The 18,823-nt window shown below is 39.9% G+C and carries 15 protein-coding genes; 11 read left to right on the top strand and 4 right to left on the bottom strand.

All coding sequences use genetic code 11. From position 1 onward, the window contains the following. Nucleotides 1-561 precede the first annotated feature (561 nt). The gene (locus HGD77_RS01205) at nucleotides 562-2,268 is read left to right on the top strand and encodes a sensor domain-containing diguanylate cyclase (RefSeq protein WP_129716247.1); all 1,707 of its coding nucleotides are present in this window, start codon (nucleotides 562-564) and stop codon (nucleotides 2,266-2,268) included. Nucleotides 2,269-2,390: 122 nt separating this feature from the next. Here HGD77_RS01205 and HGD77_RS01210 read toward each other — a convergent pair whose 3' ends face one another. The 4 genes from HGD77_RS01210 to tenA form a co-directional block, all read right to left on the bottom strand. Next, on the bottom strand, nucleotides 2,391-3,245 hold the full coding sequence (locus HGD77_RS01210; RefSeq protein ID WP_004281382.1) for an AbiJ-NTD4 domain-containing protein: 855 nt from the start codon (nucleotides 3,243-3,245) through the stop codon (nucleotides 2,391-2,393). A 117-nt stretch (nucleotides 3,246-3,362) separates the two neighbouring features. Then, nucleotides 3,363-6,194 (bottom strand): excinuclease ABC subunit UvrA, encoded by a 2,832-nt coding sequence (uvrA, locus tag HGD77_RS01215; RefSeq protein ID WP_004729208.1) that lies wholly within the window; start codon nucleotides 6,192-6,194, stop codon nucleotides 3,363-3,365. Between the two features lie 181 nt (nucleotides 6,195-6,375). Next, entirely contained in the window at nucleotides 6,376-6,744 is a 369-nt protein-coding gene (locus HGD77_RS01220) for a hypothetical protein (protein WP_004729209.1), read from the bottom strand. Nucleotides 6,745-6,966: 222 nt separating this feature from the next. After that, entirely contained in the window at nucleotides 6,967-7,638 is a 672-nt protein-coding gene (gene tenA, locus HGD77_RS01225) for a thiaminase II (RefSeq protein ID WP_004729210.1), read from the bottom strand. Between the two features lie 222 nt (nucleotides 7,639-7,860). Between tenA and HGD77_RS01230 the strand changes: the two genes are divergently transcribed. The 10 genes from HGD77_RS01230 to yhhC all read left to right on the top strand — a co-directional run bounded on the left by HGD77_RS01230 (nucleotide 7,861) and on the right by yhhC (nucleotide 18,819). Further along, nucleotides 7,861-8,949 (top strand): DUF475 domain-containing protein, encoded by a 1,089-nt coding sequence (locus HGD77_RS01230; protein ID WP_004729211.1) that lies wholly within the window; start codon nucleotides 7,861-7,863, stop codon nucleotides 8,947-8,949. A gap of 153 nt (nucleotides 8,950-9,102) precedes the next feature. Further along, nucleotides 9,103-10,467, top strand: coding sequence for an MFS transporter (locus HGD77_RS01235; RefSeq protein WP_035340698.1), 1,365 nt, complete (start codon nucleotides 9,103-9,105; stop codon nucleotides 10,465-10,467). Nucleotides 10,468-10,518: 51 nt separating this feature from the next. Next, a complete protein-coding gene (gene ssb, locus HGD77_RS01240) occupies nucleotides 10,519-11,106 on the top strand; it encodes a single-stranded DNA-binding protein (RefSeq protein WP_004281391.1) in 588 nt (195 codons plus the stop codon). Nucleotides 11,107-11,250: 144 nt separating this feature from the next. Continuing rightward, nucleotides 11,251-12,618, top strand: a complete 1,368-nt coding sequence (locus HGD77_RS01245; RefSeq protein ID WP_168730612.1) for a tyrosine-type recombinase/integrase — start codon at nucleotides 11,251-11,253, stop codon at nucleotides 12,616-12,618. Beyond that, complete coding sequence (locus HGD77_RS01250; RefSeq protein ID WP_228761452.1) at nucleotides 12,618-14,171, top strand: site-specific integrase; 1,554 nt, start codon at nucleotides 12,618-12,620, stop codon at nucleotides 14,169-14,171. The genes HGD77_RS01245 and HGD77_RS01250 overlap by 1 nt, the downstream gene beginning before the upstream one ends. Continuing rightward, on the top strand, nucleotides 14,168-16,327 hold the full coding sequence (locus HGD77_RS01255) for a hypothetical protein (RefSeq protein WP_228761453.1): 2,160 nt from the start codon (nucleotides 14,168-14,170) through the stop codon (nucleotides 16,325-16,327). Before HGD77_RS01250 ends, HGD77_RS01255 begins: the two co-directional genes overlap by 4 nt. After that, nucleotides 16,324-16,740 carry a hypothetical protein gene (locus HGD77_RS01260; RefSeq protein WP_168730613.1) on the top strand — a complete coding sequence of 139 codons (417 nt, stop codon included), beginning with the start codon at nucleotides 16,324-16,326 and terminating at the stop codon, nucleotides 16,738-16,740. The genes HGD77_RS01255 and HGD77_RS01260 overlap by 4 nt, the downstream gene beginning before the upstream one ends. Nucleotides 16,741-16,952: 212 nt before the next feature. Then, a complete protein-coding gene (gene yhhA / locus HGD77_RS01265) occupies nucleotides 16,953-17,111 on the top strand; it encodes a YhhA family cyclophane-containing RiPP (protein ID WP_168730614.1) in 159 nt (52 codons plus the stop codon). A 2-nt stretch (nucleotides 17,112-17,113) separates the two neighbouring features. Beyond that, nucleotides 17,114-18,238: a cyclophane-forming radical SAM/SPASM peptide maturase YhhB gene (yhhB, locus tag HGD77_RS01270; RefSeq protein ID WP_168730615.1), complete on the top strand. Its 1,125-nt coding sequence runs from the start codon at nucleotides 17,114-17,116 to the stop codon at nucleotides 18,236-18,238. Beyond that, entirely contained in the window at nucleotides 18,235-18,819 is a 585-nt protein-coding gene (gene yhhC / locus HGD77_RS01275) for a cyclophane-containing peptide 2OG-Fe(II) oxygenase YhhC (RefSeq protein WP_168730616.1), read from the top strand. Before yhhB ends, yhhC begins: the two co-directional genes overlap by 4 nt. Nucleotides 18,820-18,823 lie beyond the last annotated feature (4 nt).

The raw sequence follows: 18,823 nt of genomic DNA on the forward strand, positions 1-18,823 counted from the left end.
CCCAAGGTTGGGCTTTTTTTTGTCCAGCATTTTTTATTTCGGATCATTCCGTTTCTGAAAAAACCTTCAACTCAAAACAAGATGAGAAAAATAAATATTAGAATAATTTTAAGCACCAAAATAGTGCATATTGAAAAGTAAAAATAGAGGTCTAAAATTCAATAGCTAAAAAAAAGCCCGATTTTCATAGAAAATCGGGCTTTTTTCGCCAAAATTTGCGGGTAAACTAAAATATCTGCTGAGGAATAATTTAACTCGCCCTATTGCGGTGCATTATGCACCTATTTGTTGCAGGTGTAAATAGTGCAGAAAGCAAGTTTTTATATTTTTTAGCTGCTTAAATTCCCTTGCTTTTGTAAGACTTTATAGGGAATTGTGGTTATGAAACCCTGCATTAAAGTTTCAAATGAACTAACTTAAGTATCTGAAAATAATAGATGATAAAAATTCATTAAAAACATAAGTGAAGTAAGACTAAAGGCTTTAAGACCATCCTGTTTTATTTGTATAATAATCAATCTATTTAGCTTTGCTTGTCATATTGGGGCGTAATACAACAGCATGAATACCTTACGCTCTGAGTGGATCAGTAAACGTTTGTACTGGTCGATGTCGATTATTATTTTATGTTTACTTTGCATCTGTATTCCCTTAATTGTGAGTAGCAGTCAAAGTTATTTAAAATCCAGACAAACCTATCAACAATTGAATGCATTGCAGCAGGTCGCTGACCTGGCAAATAAAATTTCGCGTGAGCGTGCGCCTGCCAATAAGGCCATGTCCAGTTCGGTGCAGGAATTTGCCCAGCATCAGCAAGAGTTAATCAGCTACCGTCAACAGGTGGATCGGCAGCTCTCCCAGACGGCTGATGTTTTGACGGAGGTCGGTTTTAACAACCTGAGTCAGCAACTTTCACAGCTTGAGAATAGTTTGAAAAAAGGGCGTGCACAGGTTGATGCCTATACCCGGATGCCACGTCAGCAACGTAGTGCACAAGAACTTGATCAGGCGATTCTGGCGATGTTTGCTGCCTGGGAAAGTTGCCGTGAACTTTTGCGTGACGTGGCGGTGGCTTCAGATAGCTCATCGACCCCTCTGAATAACTATATTAGCCAGATTCTATTTTTATCTGATTTACGTGATCAGGCCGGTCGTGTGGCCTCGTCTATCATGGCGCATGTGACTTTTAAAGCTCCGCTTCCCACTGAAAATATTACCCGCTCTTTACAGACCCAACATCAGGTGCGTTATTTGTGGGCCTTGATTGATACCATTCAACCTGTTAAAGATAAGACTGAGGAATTCATCCGTTTACATCGGCGGGTGGAAACCGAGTTTATTCAGCAAGGCTTACCGATTGTGAGTGAGCTGATCAGTGACAGTCTGGAGCAACGTGACTACCGTTTGAGCGGAACAGAGCTGACTGAAGCGATCGTAGATAAATTTTCGACTGTGGTAGACCTGCAAACTTACCTGCTGCAATATAGCAGAGATGCCGCTATTCAAGAGATGAACAGCAATATGCAGCGTTTGATCTGGAGCGTGTTGGTATCGCTGATTTCATTGCTGACCGCGATTTCAACCATGATTTTTGCACGTAAACAGGTTTTTCTGCCGCTAATTCAGGCACGCCGCATGTTGTTGAGTTTGTCTAAAAACTTGGGTCGTCAGAAAATTGATATGCGGCTGCGTGAAGTGAATCATTCTGATTCTTTATTCGCTGCCATTCAGAAATTGCAACAGATGTTGCAAGAACGTGATGCGCTAGAGTTCCGTTTAAAGAATATTGCCCATTCCGATTCTTTAACCGGATTATCCAACCGTTTCGCGCTAGAAGAATATATTCGTTTTATGGAAAATCAGCCGGGTCAATTGAGCCAAACCTGTTTGATGATTATTGATATTGATCATTTTAAACAGGTGAATGATCAATATGGGCATATTATTGGCGATCAGGTGATTCAGCTGGTGGCCGAGCGTTTAAAGGCCAATGTCCGTGCTACAGATTTGCTGGTACGTTATGGGGGCGATGAATTTCTGGTGCTGATTGAAAATATCCAGATGCAGCAGGCATTGATTGTGGCCGATAACATTCGGGCTGAAGTGGCTGAGCGTCATATTGTGACTGCAGCAGGAGACGAGATTCAGATTTCGGTCAGTATTGGGGTTGCCATTGGTGCCGTGTCCTGGATGGCTTTATTGTCAAATGCAGATGATGCTTTGTTTGCAGCAAAGGCCAAAGGACGTAATGCGGTGGCAGAGGTTTAGTTCAAAAGACTGTTTTCTCTACTTTTGAACTGCACAAAAGTAGCAAAATGCATTTGTTCGACTGATGCTAAGTCCCTTTAGCACAGTCGAACGGGCGACATCCATGTCGCCAGTCATGTGATCTAATTTGGATGATCTCTGGTTTTGTCGATCAGATAGTTAATAAAATTTGTGCAGGCAACAAGCATAAATTTTGCATCGATATAAGAAAGATTTGATTCGTCTAACATTGCATGGCGAATACCATCTGCATCGGATGTATAACCATATAAAGATTTAATACTGGCTTTTAATGCAGGATGTATTGGATATTGTTTTTCAATTTGACCAATTGCATCACCTAAAGTTACTTTGTCCTTCTTTAATATTTTTTGACACATACCTTCTAATGCCGAAACAGATTCTTTAATCGAATTTCGATAGTCAGGCTTTTGACGATCTGACATCAGTTTTAAAGCTTGATTTAAATGTTGTTGAACACCTAAATATTGATTTGTATTTTCTAAAGCAGTTTCGATGGATTGAATTTCTTGTTCGGAAGTTATTGGAATGATTTCGTCATTTATAATTCGGTAAGCACTATTTTCACGCTCTAGCATATTGTTGATATTAGTTATAAATGAATCTTTATTACTTACTCTTTGATAGGGGTAGTGCTCAATTGTTTCTTCAATCAAGCTATAAATTTCGTGCCATGCACAATTAAAAAAGTAATCTCTAATTATTTTTAAAGAATCAGATGTCCATTGAGGGATGGTATCTGTAGGGTTTTTAAAAAGATTAAGCCAATAAGATTCTACTAACGAGTATATATTTGAATTACGGGTAAAAGAGCTTTGATTATGTCCATGTTCAATCCGATTCCAAATATAGCTATGAAAAACACTCCACAAACCATTTTTTAAAGCATCATCTATACTTTCTTTTTGAATAATGTCACGTACGGGCTTATAACCATATCTTTCAGAAAATCGCATTTTGTTCCCCCTCAAACAAATTTAAGAATAGATTTATTTTTTTAATCCACCCTAACCCTCCTTTGCGAAAGGAGGGAATGCCTCCTCTTTATCAAAGAGGAGGCTAGGAGGAGATTTTTATTTCAACAACGGTTTCAAAAATTTACCCGTATGAGAAGCTTTGACTTTCACGACCTGTTCAGGCGTTCCTTCCGCGACAATCATACCGCCACCCGAACCACCTTCAGGGCCTAAGTCCACCACCCAGTCGGCAGTTTTAATTACGTCCAGATTATGTTCAATCACCACGATGGTATTACCCTTGTCACGGAGCTGATGCAGGATATCCAGCAGTTTGGCAATATCATGAAAATGCAGACCTGTGGTCGGTTCATCTAGAATATACAGGGTTTGACCGGTATCGCGTTTGGCCAGTTCACGCGCCAGTTTGACACGCTGTGCTTCACCACCAGAAAGAGTGGTCGCAGACTGACCCAGACGGATATAACCCAGACCCACCTGATGCAATGTTTCCAGACGACGGTGAATCACCGGAATGGCATCAAAGAAATGCATCGCATCTTCAACGGTCATCTGCAAGACATCGGAAATATTCTTGCCCTTGTAGTTCACTTCCAGCGTTTCACGATTATAGCGTTTGCCATGACAGGCATCACATGGCACATACATATCCGGCAGGAAGTGCATCGCCACCTTGATCATGCCGTCACCTTCACAGGCTTCACAGCGGCCACCTTTCACGTTAAACGAGAAACGACCGGCAGCATAACCGCGTGCCTTGGCTTCCTGAGTTTGGGAAAACAGCTCACGAATCGGGGTAAATAGACCGGTATAAGTCGCCGGATTAGAACGTGGGGTTCGTCCAATCGGGCTCTGGTCAATATCCACGACTTTGTCGAGGAACTGCAAACCATCAATCGATTCAAATTTTTCCGACGTCAGGGTGGTGGCACCATTCAATTGGGTCGCTGCTAATGGCAATAAAGTCCGGTTAATCAAGGTCGATTTACCTGAACCGGACACCCCGGTGACACAGGTCATAATGCCCAACGGAATGGTCAGATCGACTTTTTTCAGGTTATGCCCGGATGCCCCCATCAGCTTGATCTGTTCCTCAGGCTTAGGCGGTTGAATCCGTTTTTTCGGGACTTCAATTTTTAACTTGCCAGATAAATATTTTCCGGTCAGCGAGTCAGGATTGGCCAGAATTTCATCATAAGTCCCTTCGGCAATCACATGCCCGCCATGTACACCGGCACCCGGACCGATATCAATAATATGATCGGCGGCACGAATCGCATCTTCATCATGCTCGACCACCAAGACGGTATTGCCCAGATCACGCAGACGGATCAAGGTCTGTAACAGACGGTCGTTATCACGCTGATGCAGACCAATTGATGGCTCATCCAGCACATACATGACGCCCATCAAGCCAGCACCGATCTGTGAGGCCAGACGAATTCGCTGCGCTTCACCACCAGACAAAGTTTCGGCAGAACGCGACAGGCTGAGATAATTCAGGCCGACCGAAACCAGAAAGTGCAGACGTTCACGGATTTCCTTGAAAATCTTGTCGGCGATTTCACCCCGTGCACCTTCCAAATGAATACCCTGATAATAGCTTTCAGCATCGCCGATCGACATGCGGGTAATGTCAGCAATGGTCTTGTCCAGAATTTTCACATTACGCGAAATTTCATTCAGACGTGAACCATCACAGGCATCACAGGCAGCATTGGATAAATACTGCGCCAGATCATCACGCACATAATTACTTTCAGTTTCACGATAACGGCGTTCCAGATGCGGCAAAATCCCTTCAAAAGGAATGACCCGATTATGACGTCGGCCACGTTCATCGATATAACTTAGATCAATTTTTTCTTTGCCAGTGCCGTACAGAAATTTTTTCTTGGTGTCAGCATCCAGTTCATTCCATGGAGTTTCCAGAGAAAAACCAAAATGCTCGGCGACTTTCTGGATCATGCTGTAATAGTAAGGACGCTGACGGTCCCAGCCACGAATCGCGCCTTGACTGACACTGACTTCAGGATTGGGAATCAGTTTGTCGGCACTGAAATGGCTGCGGGTCCCCAGACCATCACAGACCGGACAGGCGCCAAAAGGGTTGTTGAACGAAAATAAACGCGGTTCCAGTTCAGCCACCGCGCGGTCACATTGCGGGCAGGAGTGCTTGGCTGAAAATACGCGATCGTTATGCTCGCCCTTCATCCAGGATAAAATCGCAATATCACCACCAAGACGCAGCGCCGTTTCAAAACTTTCGGCAATACGGTTGCCCAGATCATCACGCACTTTAAAACGATCGACTACCACTTCAATGGTATGTTTTTTCTTTTTGTCCAGTTCTGGTGGCGGATCAATTTCCATGATCTCGCCATCGACGCGGGCGCGGACGAAACCCTGGCTTTGTAGCTGTTCAAACAGCGCCGTATATTCACCTTTACGTTCACGCACCACCGGTGCTAATAGTAAAAGAGCAGTGCCTTCTTCTAATGCTTTGACTGCATCGACCATTTCAGTAACCGTTTGTGCCACCATCGGCAGATCATGTTCAGGACAGAACGGTGTACCGACACGCGCATACAGCAGGCGTAAATAGTCATAAATTTCGGTAATGGTACCCACGGTCGAACGCGGGTTATGACTGGTAGATTTCTGTTCGATGGCAATCGCTGGACTCAAGCCTTCAATAGAATCCACTTCCGGTTTTTCCATCTGGGAGAGGAACTGGCGGGCATAGGCAGACAGCGATTCCACATAACGGCGCTGACCTTCGGCATATAAGGTATCAAAGGCAAGCGAGGACTTTCCTGAACCAGACAGTCCCGTAATCACCACAAACTTGTCGCGTGGTATATCAAGGTTCACATTTTTCAGGTTATGGGTACGTGCGCCTCGAATACGGATGTGGCTTTGGCTCATGCAAGGATCCTAGAATATTCATCAAAAACCCTTATATGATACCGGATGAAAAATGTTCAAGTGCAAATAAAAGTATTTTAAACGTCAAGTTATGTCGGTGATTGGTCAATTCATCACAACATTAAGAAACACAACAGCAGATCATTTAAATATTCACAATGATCATGTACAAGGCCAATACCTAATAAGCCATTGCATAATGGCGTTCAAAGATAGACTCGATCTCTTCAAAGCAGCGTTCACGTGACACATCATGATGCAGACGTGCATAAAAATTGACTTCATTTTCCAGAATGTGCAGAAAGTCCTCATAGTCTTTTTGGAAAAAATCCAGGTCGAGCAAATCGTTACGTCGCGCCTGATGACAGCGATACTTTTCAATAAATTTCAGCAGATGTTTCTGGATATGCGTGTTGGTATGGTAAATCAGATAAGTCGCTGCCGAGCTACAATCTGGACAGCCTTGTTCCAAATAGATTTCTTCATTATTGAGCCAGCAACATTGCAGGGTAAAAAATGCCCGAATCGCTTCGGTGCCTAAAGTGTGCATATCATCTGCCTCTTTCCGGGATTGATTTTATTAATTGATAATTATTCTCAATTATTGTTCGGCAATTTGGGGCTTATAGCTAGGTCTAGCGTACCGGCCAGTTCTATCCTTGTTTTTTTCAGACTAAGCCGTTTTTATGATCGGTTTATGACAGTAGAAATTTTTTGATCAGCTATAACCCAAAAGCCCTATCTTAAACAGGGCTTTTTTTATTCGTCCGTCTTATTCATCCAGACCAGGCCACTGGCGTTGCTCAAAGGCACTGTCCCAGAACAACCATTCCAGACGGGCCGCATGCGTATAAGCTGCATGCATTTTTTCTAGTGTATCGGCATCAACACGCGCCGCAACACGGTCAACGGTCGCAATCACATTCCGCACCGCAGTGTGGAATTCTTCTCCTGAATAGGTATCCACCCAAGCCTGATACGGATTATTCGGCGCAGAGTTGTCGACAATATCTTTACCAACTTCGGCATAAATCCAGAAACAAGGCAGCAACGAGGCTAGCACCACCGGGTAGCTTTCTGACCAGGCGGTCGAAGTCAGATAAGAAGTATAGTGATGACATGCCAGCGTCAACGGTGTCTGCTCAAATTGCTCTTTGCTAATGCCAAAATCTTGCATAAAGCCATCATGCAGGCTACGTTCCACCACAATCGCAATTTTGGCTGCCTCGGCAAACTGGATTACATCGTCCGCTTCAAAAGCTTTGGCGGCACACACGGCCAGTGCACGGCCATAGGCCAGTAAATAATGCGCATCCTGAATCACATAATGACTAAAGGCTTCACGGCTTAAAGTACCTTGCGCCAGTTGCTGATTAAAGGGCAGGGCCAGGGTCTTCTGATAAAGTCCGAGATTACGTTGCCATACCTCTTGTGAAAAACTCATGCTGAAAATCCTTCGCAGTTCAAGTTAAACCATGCGGCACTATAGCAAAGATCGGGCTGTTTAAAAGATCGGCAAATTTTAAAAACAGAAAATAAGATAAAACAGCTCAGGAAGTGCTTTGGTTTATGCGCTAAAAGTTTCATAATTAGCTTAACTTTTCCTATTCGTATAGCTGCTCTCTCGCAGCCATACATTTATTTAATTTATCCAAGGTCGTTGTGTATGTTGAAACATTTTGGTTTCTCGATTGCATTTTCGATCGTGTGTCTTGGTTTGTCTGCGTATTGGGGTTATACCCATGGTCCTGACGCAGGCCTGCAAACCATGCTCACAGCGCTGACCATTACCGCTATTCTGGCGATTATGGAAGTGTCGTTGTCCTTTGATAACGCGGTTGTCAATGCCTCAGTCCTACGGGGTTGGGATCATTTCTGGAAAATGCTGTTCCTGACAGTCGGTATTCTGATTGCAGTTTTCGGGATGCGTTTGATCTTCCCAGTGGTCATTGTTGCAGTGACTGCAGACCTGGGCTTTATGGAAGTGGTACGCCTGGCCCTGAATGATCCGAAAGAATATTCAGCACGTTTAATGGCACATCATCCTGAAATTGCTGCTTTTGGTGGTGCTTTCCTGTTGATGGTATTCCTGAACTTCTTCCTGGATGAAGAAAAAGACACGCACTGGTTTAGACGCGTAGAACGCCGTCTGTCCAATCTGGCCAATGTGCCGGCGATGTCGGTGTTTATTGCACTGGTGGCTTTGTTAATCATGGCAGCCAATGTCGATGAAGCCAAACGTCTGGCAGTGACTATGGCCGGGATCTGGGGCATCGTGATTTATATCGGGGTGCAGGTTCTGAGCCATATGCTCGGTGGTGAACCAGAAGTCGATAAAGAAGGCAATGCGATTCGTCATGATGAAAATGGCGTACCGACGGGTGTAGTGAAAGCGGGTATTGGTGGTTTCCTCTATTTAGAAGTCCTGGATGCCTCATTCAGTTTTGATGGCGTGATCGGTGCCTTTGCGATTACCTCAGACGTGGTCATCATCATGCTTGGTCTGGCAATTGGTGCGATCTTTGTCCGTTCAATGACGATTTATCTGGTTGAGCAGGGCACATTGGATGCTTATATCTACCTGGAACATGGTGCGCATTATGCCATCGGTGCACTGGCTTTCATTATGATTGCCAGCGGAACCGGTCTGCATGTGCCAGAAGTGGTAACCGGTCTGATCGGTGTAGCCTTTATTGTCTGGGCAGTATTTGCCTCGATTCAATACAAAAAGCGTCAGGCGGCTTTAGACAAATAAAGCGCTGTTCCTGAATAAAAAGCGTAGCTCCTGCTGCGCTTTTTTGTTTTTAGATTGGCATCATCTTTATTTCAAATAAAATTCATGTCTTATTAATGAGCTGAATGTCCTATAATCTGGGCTCCAGATTAATTAACCCAATCGCCATAATTTATGATGAATGCTTTAGAACGTCGTTCAACCTTTGCCCTGAGCAGTATTTTTGCACTGCGCATGCTGGGGTTGTTTATGATTATCCCGGTATTTTCTGTGGCAGGGCAGGCATATCAATATGCGACGCCTGCACTGATCGGTTTGGCGGTCGGGGTCTATGGTCTGACCCAGGCACTGTTACAGATTCCATTCAGCCTGATTGCGGACCGTTATAGCCGTAAGCCACTGGTGGTTTTAGGGCTGCTACTATTTGCGCTGGGCGGTGCAATTGCGGCCATGTCGGACACCATTTATGGCGTGATTATCGGCCGTGCAATCGCTGGTGGTGGTGCGGTATCCGCTGTGGTGATGGCACTGCTGGCAGACGTTACCCGTGAAGAAAACCGCATGAAAGCCATGGCCATGATGGGCATGAGTATCGGCCTGTCTTTTGTGGTGGCCTTTAGTCTGGGGCCTTGGCTGACGGGTCTGGTCGGTATCTCTGGGTTGTTCTGGGTGACCACGGTGATGGGCCTGGCGGCGATTGCCATGCTGTTGATGGTGCCTAAAGTCACGCGGCATCATAAAAACTTTCAGCAGGGCTATCTGGCACAGTTGAAACAGGTAATCAAAATCGGGGATCTGAACCGTCTGCATGTGTCGGTCTTTACCCTGCATTTATTGCTCACCGCGATGTTTATCTATGTACCTTCGCAGCTGATCGAATTTGCTGATCTGCCACTGTCCAGTCATGGCTGGGTATATTTGCCGCTGTTGGTGCTGAGCCTGTTTTTTGCTTTTCCAAGTATTATCCTGGCAGAAAAATACCACAAAATGCGCGCGATTTTTCTGGTGGCCATTACTGGCATTATTCTGGGCCTAATGGTGATGGCATTTGGTTTTGAATCCAAATATGTCTTGCTGATTGGTCTAGGGCTGTTCTTTATTGCTTTTAATGTGATGGAAGCCTTGTTGCCGTCCTGGTTGTCGAAAGCGGCACCGATCCAGTCCAAAGCCACCGCAATGGGCGTAAATGCCAGCAGCCAGTTTTTAGGGGCGTTCTTTGGCGGTATGATTGGCGGACAATTATTACTGCTGAACAATACCTCGATGGGCTGGAGTATCCTGACAGGGATTGCGATAATCTGGCTGCTGATGAGTTTTGGCCTGGCACAGCCACGCTATCTGTCATCGCTGGTGTTGCGCTTGCCGGAAAGCAGACAAACTGACGAATGGACTTCTCAGCTTTTGGCGATTCGTGGTATTGAAGAGGTCGTGGTGATGTCTGAACAGCAAGTTGCCTATGTAAAAGTCGATAAACAGCAGATTGATGATGCTTCGCGACAACAATTAACGCACTTGTTGGGTAAAGAGGTAGCCATTTAAGCATAACTCTTATAAAGTAAAATACAGAAATATATAGGAAGTAAACGGCAAATGCGTGGTGTAAATAAAGTTATTTTAGTGGGTACTTTGGGTAAAGATCCGGAAACCAAAACTTTTGCAAATGGTGGCTCTCTCACTCAATTCTCGATCGCAACCAGCGATTCGTGGACAGATAAAAGTACCGGTGAACGTAAAGAACAAACGGAATGGCACCGTATCGTGTTGCATAACCGTTTAGGTGAAATTGCACAGCAATATCTTCGTAAAGGCTCAAAAGTATATATTGAAGGTTCATTACGTACCCGTCAGTGGACTGACCAGAATGGTCAGGAGCGCTATACGACGGAAATTCGTGGTGAACAAATGCAGATGTTAGACTCTAGCCGTCCTCAAAATGATCAGGGCGAGAGCAGCTTTAACCAGCCACGCTTTAATAACAATAATCAGGCGAACAACAACCAGGGTGGTTATGGCAATAACCCGCAATCAGGTTATGGTTCAGCGCCACAGCAAGGCGGTTTTAACAACAATCAGGGCGGCGGTTATGGCAACAATAACCCGAGTGGTTTTGCGCCGAAATCTGCACCTGCTCCAACAGCAGCGCCTGCAGCAGATCTAGATGATGACTTACCATTTTAGACTATACAATAATTAAATATTGTATTTAATATAAAGTAAGAACCTGATTTAGATTGGGTTCTTATTTTTTTTACTCTAAAAAACTTGTATTTCTTGTAAAATAACTTTATACAATATAAAACATTGTATTTATTATTCTTAAGTATGCCTGACTTACACCGTAAAAATTTCATAGCTCAAGATGGTGAGCGATTTACTTTGTTGGTTAATGAAGATGGTATTCCTGATTTCTGGACTACACTCTATATGACTACTAAAGTAAGATCTCAGACTCAGGCTACTCAAAGAGCACATTTAAACAACTTGGTTCATATCAATATTTGGGAACAAATTGTAGGTGAACGTTTATCAGATACGATAATCCGTGCATTTAATGACCATACTAAAATACTAAATGATGATTTATTTACGACAAATGAAATCCATCAGATTGGCTATCATTGTAAATTAACTTCAAAGGCTGCGAGAAGAAATTTAAAAGCCTCATCGAAAAAAACAAGAAATGATAACTTAATTAAATTCATATCTCCGGTAAGTAAAATCCCTGATCCGATAGTGGGGGTAGAGCAACAAATAGGTCGAATTCATGAATTCGCAGAATATTTTGAATTTTTAGCAATCAATATCTTAAAATCTAAACCTTCTTTTTCAGCTTACTTAGATCAGATATCTCGAATTAAAAGCAATATTTTGAAGCAAAAGAGTAAAGGCCGTAGTTCCAGAAACAAAGTAACTGATCCTGATAGAAAGGCACCTCCTGCCGAAGTCTTTGATGAAGTCATGAGGATTGTTGATTTAGAGAATCCAATGAATCCATTTACTTCTGCTGTTAGAACTAGAAATTATTTATTGTTTCGAGTGCTTTATGAAACAGGTATGAGAACGGGTGAAATATTACAGCTAAAGATTACAGATATTGATTTTTCGGACTCAGCAATTCAAATAAGAAGAAGGCATAACGATCCCGAAGATACAAAGCGTAGATTCGAACCGAATGCAAAAACTGAAGAAAGAGATATTCCTATCTCACGTAAACTATCTAATGAACTTAGAAATTATATTTTATATGAGCGTAGAGAAATACCTAATACAAAATCACATAGTTTTTTGTTTGTTTCAAATAAAGGAAAAAGTAAAGGGGATCCATTGTCGCTAATTCAATTTTCTAAAATGGTAGAGAAAGTCGCTGTTAGTGAAAAACTAGCCGATTTTATTAAGAAAAACGGTTTTTCTACATCTATAACTCTAACCAAACACAGCTTTAGACATAATTTTAATAATAGATTTTCTAAAATTATTGATACAAACAATGCTTTAGCAGTAGAGGAAGGTAGGCTAAATGATGTTATTTCAGAAAAAAAGGAAATAGAACAAAGGATGTATCTAAATGGTCATCGTAGTGCTGATTCTGCCACAGTTTATAATTTGAGACATACTAAAGAGCAGGCAGAGAAACTATTGAAAAATGAACAAAATAGAATTGATGAACATCTAAGAATTGGAGAGGTTTAATGAAACACGATCATTCAGATGTTGCTGAATTCTATCTTGAAACACGCTTAAGTAAGGCTGGTTATGGATTTGATTTTTTCAATTCTCTTTGGTCTTTAGATAATTCTTTGACAATAAACTGGGATATTGTAAATAAAAAAATCCATCCTGAAGTACTTAAGGGTTTCCGCTTAACAATTGCAAGATTAGCTGAGGAAGTATCAGCTCATTACACGCATAATTGTTGGAGTTATTTTAGAAGATACCTCCTAGATACAGATATTTATGATGGTGGACTTATTACACCTGAATTGATTTTGAATATTAAAGCTAGTTTAAGTAAAGATGATGAATATAAATTAGGAACTATTCGTGCCCTATTACGTAGTTGGATCTCTTGGGGATTTAATGGCTTAACTATTGGTGTTGAAGAAGTTTTAGATAAGATTGTATTAGCTGGAAATACTAAAGGAAAAGCTGTTACTCACCATTGTCCTTATACAGGTCCATATACATTAACTGAACAACAATCACTGTTAGTATGGGCTGGTAATGCATTCAAAAGTGAATTGATTAGTTTAGAAGAGTTTGCATGGTTTTATACAATTTATTCTACGGCTCGCCGATCAAATCAAATACGAGCATTAAGAACAGTTGATTTAACCGTCAAAACTGATGTTGATGGTCTAAAGTACGAGCTTGATGTTCCAAGGGCTAAGCAAAGAGGTAGTAAGTTCAGAGGAGAATCAAGGTCAATATGTATCAGTGAAGATATGTATCTGGTTCTGAAAAATTTAATTGAGCAAAACAAGCAAGTAGCTAGAAAATACATCCCAAAATTAACAGAAGAAGACTTAAAAGAACTTCCGATTTTTTTCAATGTTAATAGGTTTAAGGTAGTCAATTCGGTAGAATTATTCCGCGAAAAATTGAAGACAACACCTGATTATTTTCATGCTTCAATCCAAGATGTTGATATTTTAACTACAAGTCTATCTCGAAAGTGTGACGCTATTTCTGAAAGAACATCAGATTATATTCACTTTACTCCAGTACGATGCAGACGAACACGTGCAACAAACCTAGTTCGACATGGAATCACGGGAGTTCAAATGGCATATTTAATGGATCATTCAGATACTCAACAATTGAAAGTTTATACAGCTCATACCCATGAATTGGCCTTACGCATCTTTGAGCATATGAATGATCCTATGACTTTCCTAGCTACTAAATTTGAAGGCCGACTAATCGAGGATGAGAGAGAAGCCAGACGAGGACAAGATATTAGTAGCAGAATTTATAAGGGGGACAATAAACAGATTGGTAATTGTGGAGGCTCTCCATCCTGTCAAGCTGGTATGAAAGCATGTCTGCTATGTGATCAATTTCAACCTTTACTCTATGCACCTTGGGATGAATTGTTTTTAGATCTATTAGAAGAAGTTGAACAGCGACATAAAGAGGGTGCTAGCGAATTAGTTATAAAATCTTATGACTTACAATTATCTCGTGTAAAAGCCATTTTAGATGCGTGTGATAAGCGCATTAAAATGGAGGAAATAAGAGCATGAGTGAAGTTATTCCATTTGTACCCAAATATGAATTAGATTGTCAAAAAAACTTAAATGATTTCATTTGTCGGGCCAAGAATCAATTAACTATTTATGAAGATCAAGGTGGTTTCAGTAGCTCAAATTGGAAGCATTATTTAGCTAATGGTCGTCCTCAATCTATGGAGTTTACTGGTTTAGCGGAAAAAGGTAGAAAAACTGGTTCTCCGATGGAACCCCCTTTTGTTGATTTTGCTAAAGCTTATGTAAGAGATAGCCAAACATGGAATGCAACAAATCCCGGTAACATGATGATGGTATTAAAGACTTGTCATGATGCACTACTCTTTGTTTACTCTAAGGCAGATGTTTTACTACTTGATGGGATTGTATTAAGAAAGATTACTGAGCTGATTTATGAACGGAGTTCTGAATCTTCAAGATACCGTTATGGACAAATGTTGGAAAAATTTTTAGAAGATTTGCGACTTCTTAAAATTAATATAACTATTCCTGTATGGACAAATCCGTGGAAACGGCCTGGAAATAAAGCACAGGGAACATCAGAAGAAGATAGAAAATGGCAAAAAGATAGGCTATTAACAAGTTTTGAAATTACAGCATTAGCTGATGCGTTCAGATTAGCAACAACAGCTTATCAAAAATTTTATTCAGCTCAAGCTGTCTTACTGATGTGTGCTCCTAGTCGTGGTGGGGAGTTAAGTTTTTTAACAGTAGATTGTTTGTTTGAAGAAACTCATAGTGAAAAAGTAAGAAATGAGGAAAATCAGCAGCTTGAGGATAAAGAAACGACAATTCTTTATATTCGATGGAAGGCTGAAAAAGGTGGGGGGCTTATTTCTAAACCTGTTCATCCGTTAATAGCATCTACAGTTAAGGAAGCTGTTAAGCGACTAATTATGATTGGAGAGCCTGCAAGAAAAGCTGCAAAATGGGCTATTGAAAAATCCAGTCAATTTTATCGACATGATGGTTGCATAACATCTAAGGAACACGATGAAGATACACCACTTACAGTTGGTGAATTCGCTGCTGCATTCAATTTAGTAGATCGCTCTACAAGTTTAGAAAGTACATCCACAGATACTGAGGTTATTAAGAAACTATATAGACAAAAATGGGTTACAAATCTGATTGGTTCAAAGAGTTATATTACTTACAGAGACTTAGCTCAATTCACTGTTGAAAAATATAAGAAAAAATTCCCAAGTTGGCCTCAAATAGCTGAAATTGATAAGCCAGTTTATGATCTATTGTGCTTGGTTCGAGAGAATGAATTTCATATTGAATTTGCACCCAAAGAGTATAGTTTTGAATGTCCAAATCTAAACTTACTAAATGACGCATTAGGTGCAATACATCAGAGATTACCTGGTACACACTCTCTATTCAGTGAATTAGGCATTAAAAATGAAGAGAGAGGCGAAATAGTTATTTCCTCCCATCAAATTAGAGTTTGGCTATCCACGATGGCAGAGCGTGGTGAGATGGACTCTCTGGATCTAGCTATGTTTGCTGGACGTTCAAGAATTGAAGATAATCGTGCTTATGATTTGCGCCCAATGAGTGAATTTAAGGCAGAATCTAGAAAGCTTTTAGAACTAGGACTAGAAAGCTTGGATGGTACAACCGCATTAGAAGCTGTCAAAGTCAATGTGCCTGTAACATTTGAAATGTTAGGTCGTAAAGATCGAATAGGTACAGTACAAGTCTCAGGTTATGGATACTGTGAGCATGACTGGACAATGACACCCTGTACTAAAGCAGGTGAATGTATCAGTTGTAAAGAACATGCATGTGTAAAAGGATTGCCAAAAAATGTTGAACATCTCAAGCAGCTAGAAGATGTTGTGCAAAATGAACTTAATCGAGCCGCTGCTGCTACGCAAGAAGGCTTTCATGGTGCAAATGCTTGGTTAGTTTACCATGGTAAAAAACTCGCCATTATTAAGACATTATTAAAGTATCTAGAAGATGATCAATTACCTGATGGCTTAATACTTCGTATCCCAGAAGAGTTAGATGTGAGCCTGACAAAAATTGCATTAGGTGAACAAAATTTTATGAATACGGTAGATGAAAAGAATCCTATGTCTGAACAATTAGCGAATGAGTCAAAGAGTTCATTCTTAGCATTATTGCAAGGTGGCTTATGAAACATAAATTCATTGATGTCAAAGAAATGAAAGTTATCGAAAGTATCCTTAATAAATGGTCAGGTAAGTTAACTTGGGATCTTTTCGCAGTGTCAGTAGCTAGAGCATTAGATAAACCCTCTATTTCTAAATTTACCTTAATGAGCTATGAGCCTGTAAAACAGGCTTTTAATTTTCGAAAAAAGACGCTCAGAGAGGCAAAATCGACTGTTATAGCTTCAATGGGTGATGTAACGATTGATATGCTTATCAAAGAGAATGAAGAGTTAAGAAGCCAAATTTCACATTTGAAAAAGTTACTTGAAGCAAAAGAAAGTTTATGGGCAGACCAGTACAGACGATGGCAATATAATTTATCTCAAATGCCGAATGTAGATTTGGCTACATTGGATAGATCATTAACCAAGAAATAATTTATATATTCACCTTCTTGCGTAATAGATCGAGAGTTGTATGTTTTGCGAGATTTTATAGTGATATCTATTTTTTAAAATAAATATGATTATAAAACAATTATTTAATTGTTTTTTTGTATTTTTAAAGTGTTGTAAGTTATTTATTTTATTTATTTTTTTGAAATTCTATTTTAGAATTAGATTAAGAAATAAACAAAGAGGGTCTTACAATGCAACCACAATCACAATCAGTAGCACAAAATGTTAAACAAGTTTCTTTAAATAGTGTTGTTTTACAAAGGCTTATTAAAGAAGTTAAGATGGAGAAAGAGAAAATGTCATGCGTTGGTGGTAATTATGATCGAGTTCATAACCGTCATAATCGCTAATAATGTTAAATCGTCTCGATACGTTGTTAATCAAGGTTGCAAGCCGATGTAATCTTGATTGCAGTTACTGTTATGTATATCAAGGGCAAGATCAAAACTGGGTAAATCAGCCAAAAAGAATGAGTCAAGGAACTATTGGCTCGATTTGCAACAGTTTGAATCAGGTAATTTCTTTCCAAGAAAGTGGTTTTGCCGTTGTTTTGCATGGTGGAGAGCCATTGCTGTTGGGGGCTACTAGATTAGAAGAAATGCTTTCAAATTTTCGTATGGTTTTACCAAACCATCATAAGTATCCAATTGCTATTCAAACAAATGGGATGTTAATAAATGATGAAATACTAGAAATTTGTAGCCGATATAAAACTAGTATCTCTGTGAGTTTGGATGGTGTGAAAAAGGCAAATGATATAGCTAGATTTACCCATGATGGTAAAAGCTCATTTCAAAAAGTTGTTAATGGTATAGACAAATTGGTTTCACATCCTGATAGAGATTTTCTATTTTCAGGTACTTTATCAGTAATTCAGCCAACAACTTCACCAATTGAAAATTATAAATATTTAAAAAGTATTGGTAGTAAAAGTATTGATGTACTTTTGCAGGACGGGAATCATACTTATCTTCCCAAAGGAAAAGAAAGTTTTGAAAGTATTGAATATGGTGAATGGTTAGGAGAGCTATTAGAATATTATTTAAGAGATCCTGAACCTGTACCAATTCGCTTTTTTGATGATTTAATAAAAATAATTCTAGGAGGAAATCCTGATAAAGAAGGTAAGGGTGAAAACAATTTTGGTATCTTAGTAATTGAAACTAATGGTGAAATACGTAAAAACGATACATTAAGAGCTACTTTTGATGGTGCAGATTATTTTGAAAAACATCCTAATATTAATGAGCCAAATACCTTAATAGATACCCTTAAATCTAAAGAATATGTAGAGGCATCTAAAATTCAAAAACCTACATGCCAAAATTGTATAAATTGCGAAATTAATTTTATTTGTGGTGGTGGTATGCCTTTATCAAGATGGAGTAAAGAGAAGGAATTTGATAATCCTTCTATTTATTGTAATGATCACAAATATTATATATATAAATTACTGGATTTAATGGGTATTAAATGATCTCTATTCCTAGTTATATCTCTTTGGAATTAACCCCATATAAACATTTTTTTTCAGAGTATTATATTGATGATAGTTTGAAGAAAAATATCCAGTATTGGTTGCTAAATGAAGCACCATGGAATTTGGTAAAAGCTAGTTTCTATACACAATATGAATTTAGTCTAAAAGATATAGAGCTTCCTGAATTTTTAAAATTTATAATATCAAAAGACTATCTTACAGAATTAAAGGAAATTGTAGAAAAAACATATAAAGTAAGTCTACATAATCAGGTTGATGTGGTAGCACACAAATTAACTAAAGGACATGTCATTAAAATACATAATGATTTTTTAGTTGATGATCAATTAAAAGAAAGTCATAGGCTTCTTATGCATTTCAACTCTAATTGGAATGTGGAGAATGGAGGCTTATGTATGGTCTTTTCTAGTAATGATGCTTCATCAATACATAATATAATAATTCCAGAAGGAAATTTATTACAAGGCTTTGAAATATCAGAGAATTCTCATCATGCAGTGAGTGAGATATATTCCGGTAATAGATTAACAATCATTTTTACTTTTTATTCAGGTTAAAGGT

This window comes from Acinetobacter sp. NEB149 (assembly GCF_012516415.1).
GTDB lineage: Bacteria > Pseudomonadota > Gammaproteobacteria > Pseudomonadales > Moraxellaceae > Acinetobacter > Acinetobacter lwoffii_V.

Excerpts from the sequence above, each read along its gene's own strand:
- HGD77_RS01205 (WP_129716247.1), top strand. The coding sequence starts at position 562 with ATGAATACCTTACGCTCTGAGTGGATCAGTAAACGTTTGTACTGGTCG.
- HGD77_RS01210 (WP_004281382.1), bottom strand. The coding sequence starts at position 3,245 with ATGCGATTTTCTGAAAGATATGGTTATAAGCCCGTACGTGACATTATT.
- uvrA (WP_004729208.1), bottom strand. The coding sequence starts at position 6,194 with ATGAGCCAAAGCCACATCCGTATTCGAGGCGCACGTACCCATAACCTG.
- HGD77_RS01220 (WP_004729209.1), bottom strand. The coding sequence starts at position 6,744 with ATGCACACTTTAGGCACCGAAGCGATTCGGGCATTTTTTACCCTGCAA.
- tenA (WP_004729210.1), bottom strand. The coding sequence starts at position 7,638 with ATGAGTTTTTCACAAGAGGTATGGCAACGTAATCTCGGACTTTATCAG.
- HGD77_RS01230 (WP_004729211.1), top strand. The coding sequence starts at position 7,861 with ATGTTGAAACATTTTGGTTTCTCGATTGCATTTTCGATCGTGTGTCTT.
- HGD77_RS01235 (WP_035340698.1), top strand. The coding sequence starts at position 9,103 with ATGATGAATGCTTTAGAACGTCGTTCAACCTTTGCCCTGAGCAGTATT.
- ssb (WP_004281391.1), top strand. The coding sequence starts at position 10,519 with ATGCGTGGTGTAAATAAAGTTATTTTAGTGGGTACTTTGGGTAAAGAT.
- HGD77_RS01245 (WP_168730612.1), top strand. The coding sequence starts at position 11,251 with ATGCCTGACTTACACCGTAAAAATTTCATAGCTCAAGATGGTGAGCGA.
- HGD77_RS01250 (WP_228761452.1), top strand. The coding sequence starts at position 12,618 with ATGAAACACGATCATTCAGATGTTGCTGAATTCTATCTTGAAACACGC.
- HGD77_RS01255 (WP_228761453.1), top strand. The coding sequence starts at position 14,168 with ATGAGTGAAGTTATTCCATTTGTACCCAAATATGAATTAGATTGTCAA.
- HGD77_RS01260 (WP_168730613.1), top strand. The coding sequence starts at position 16,324 with ATGAAACATAAATTCATTGATGTCAAAGAAATGAAAGTTATCGAAAGT.
- yhhA (WP_168730614.1), top strand. The coding sequence starts at position 16,953 with ATGCAACCACAATCACAATCAGTAGCACAAAATGTTAAACAAGTTTCT.
- yhhB (WP_168730615.1), top strand. The coding sequence starts at position 17,114 with ATGTTAAATCGTCTCGATACGTTGTTAATCAAGGTTGCAAGCCGATGT.
- yhhC (WP_168730616.1), top strand. The coding sequence starts at position 18,235 with ATGATCTCTATTCCTAGTTATATCTCTTTGGAATTAACCCCATATAAA.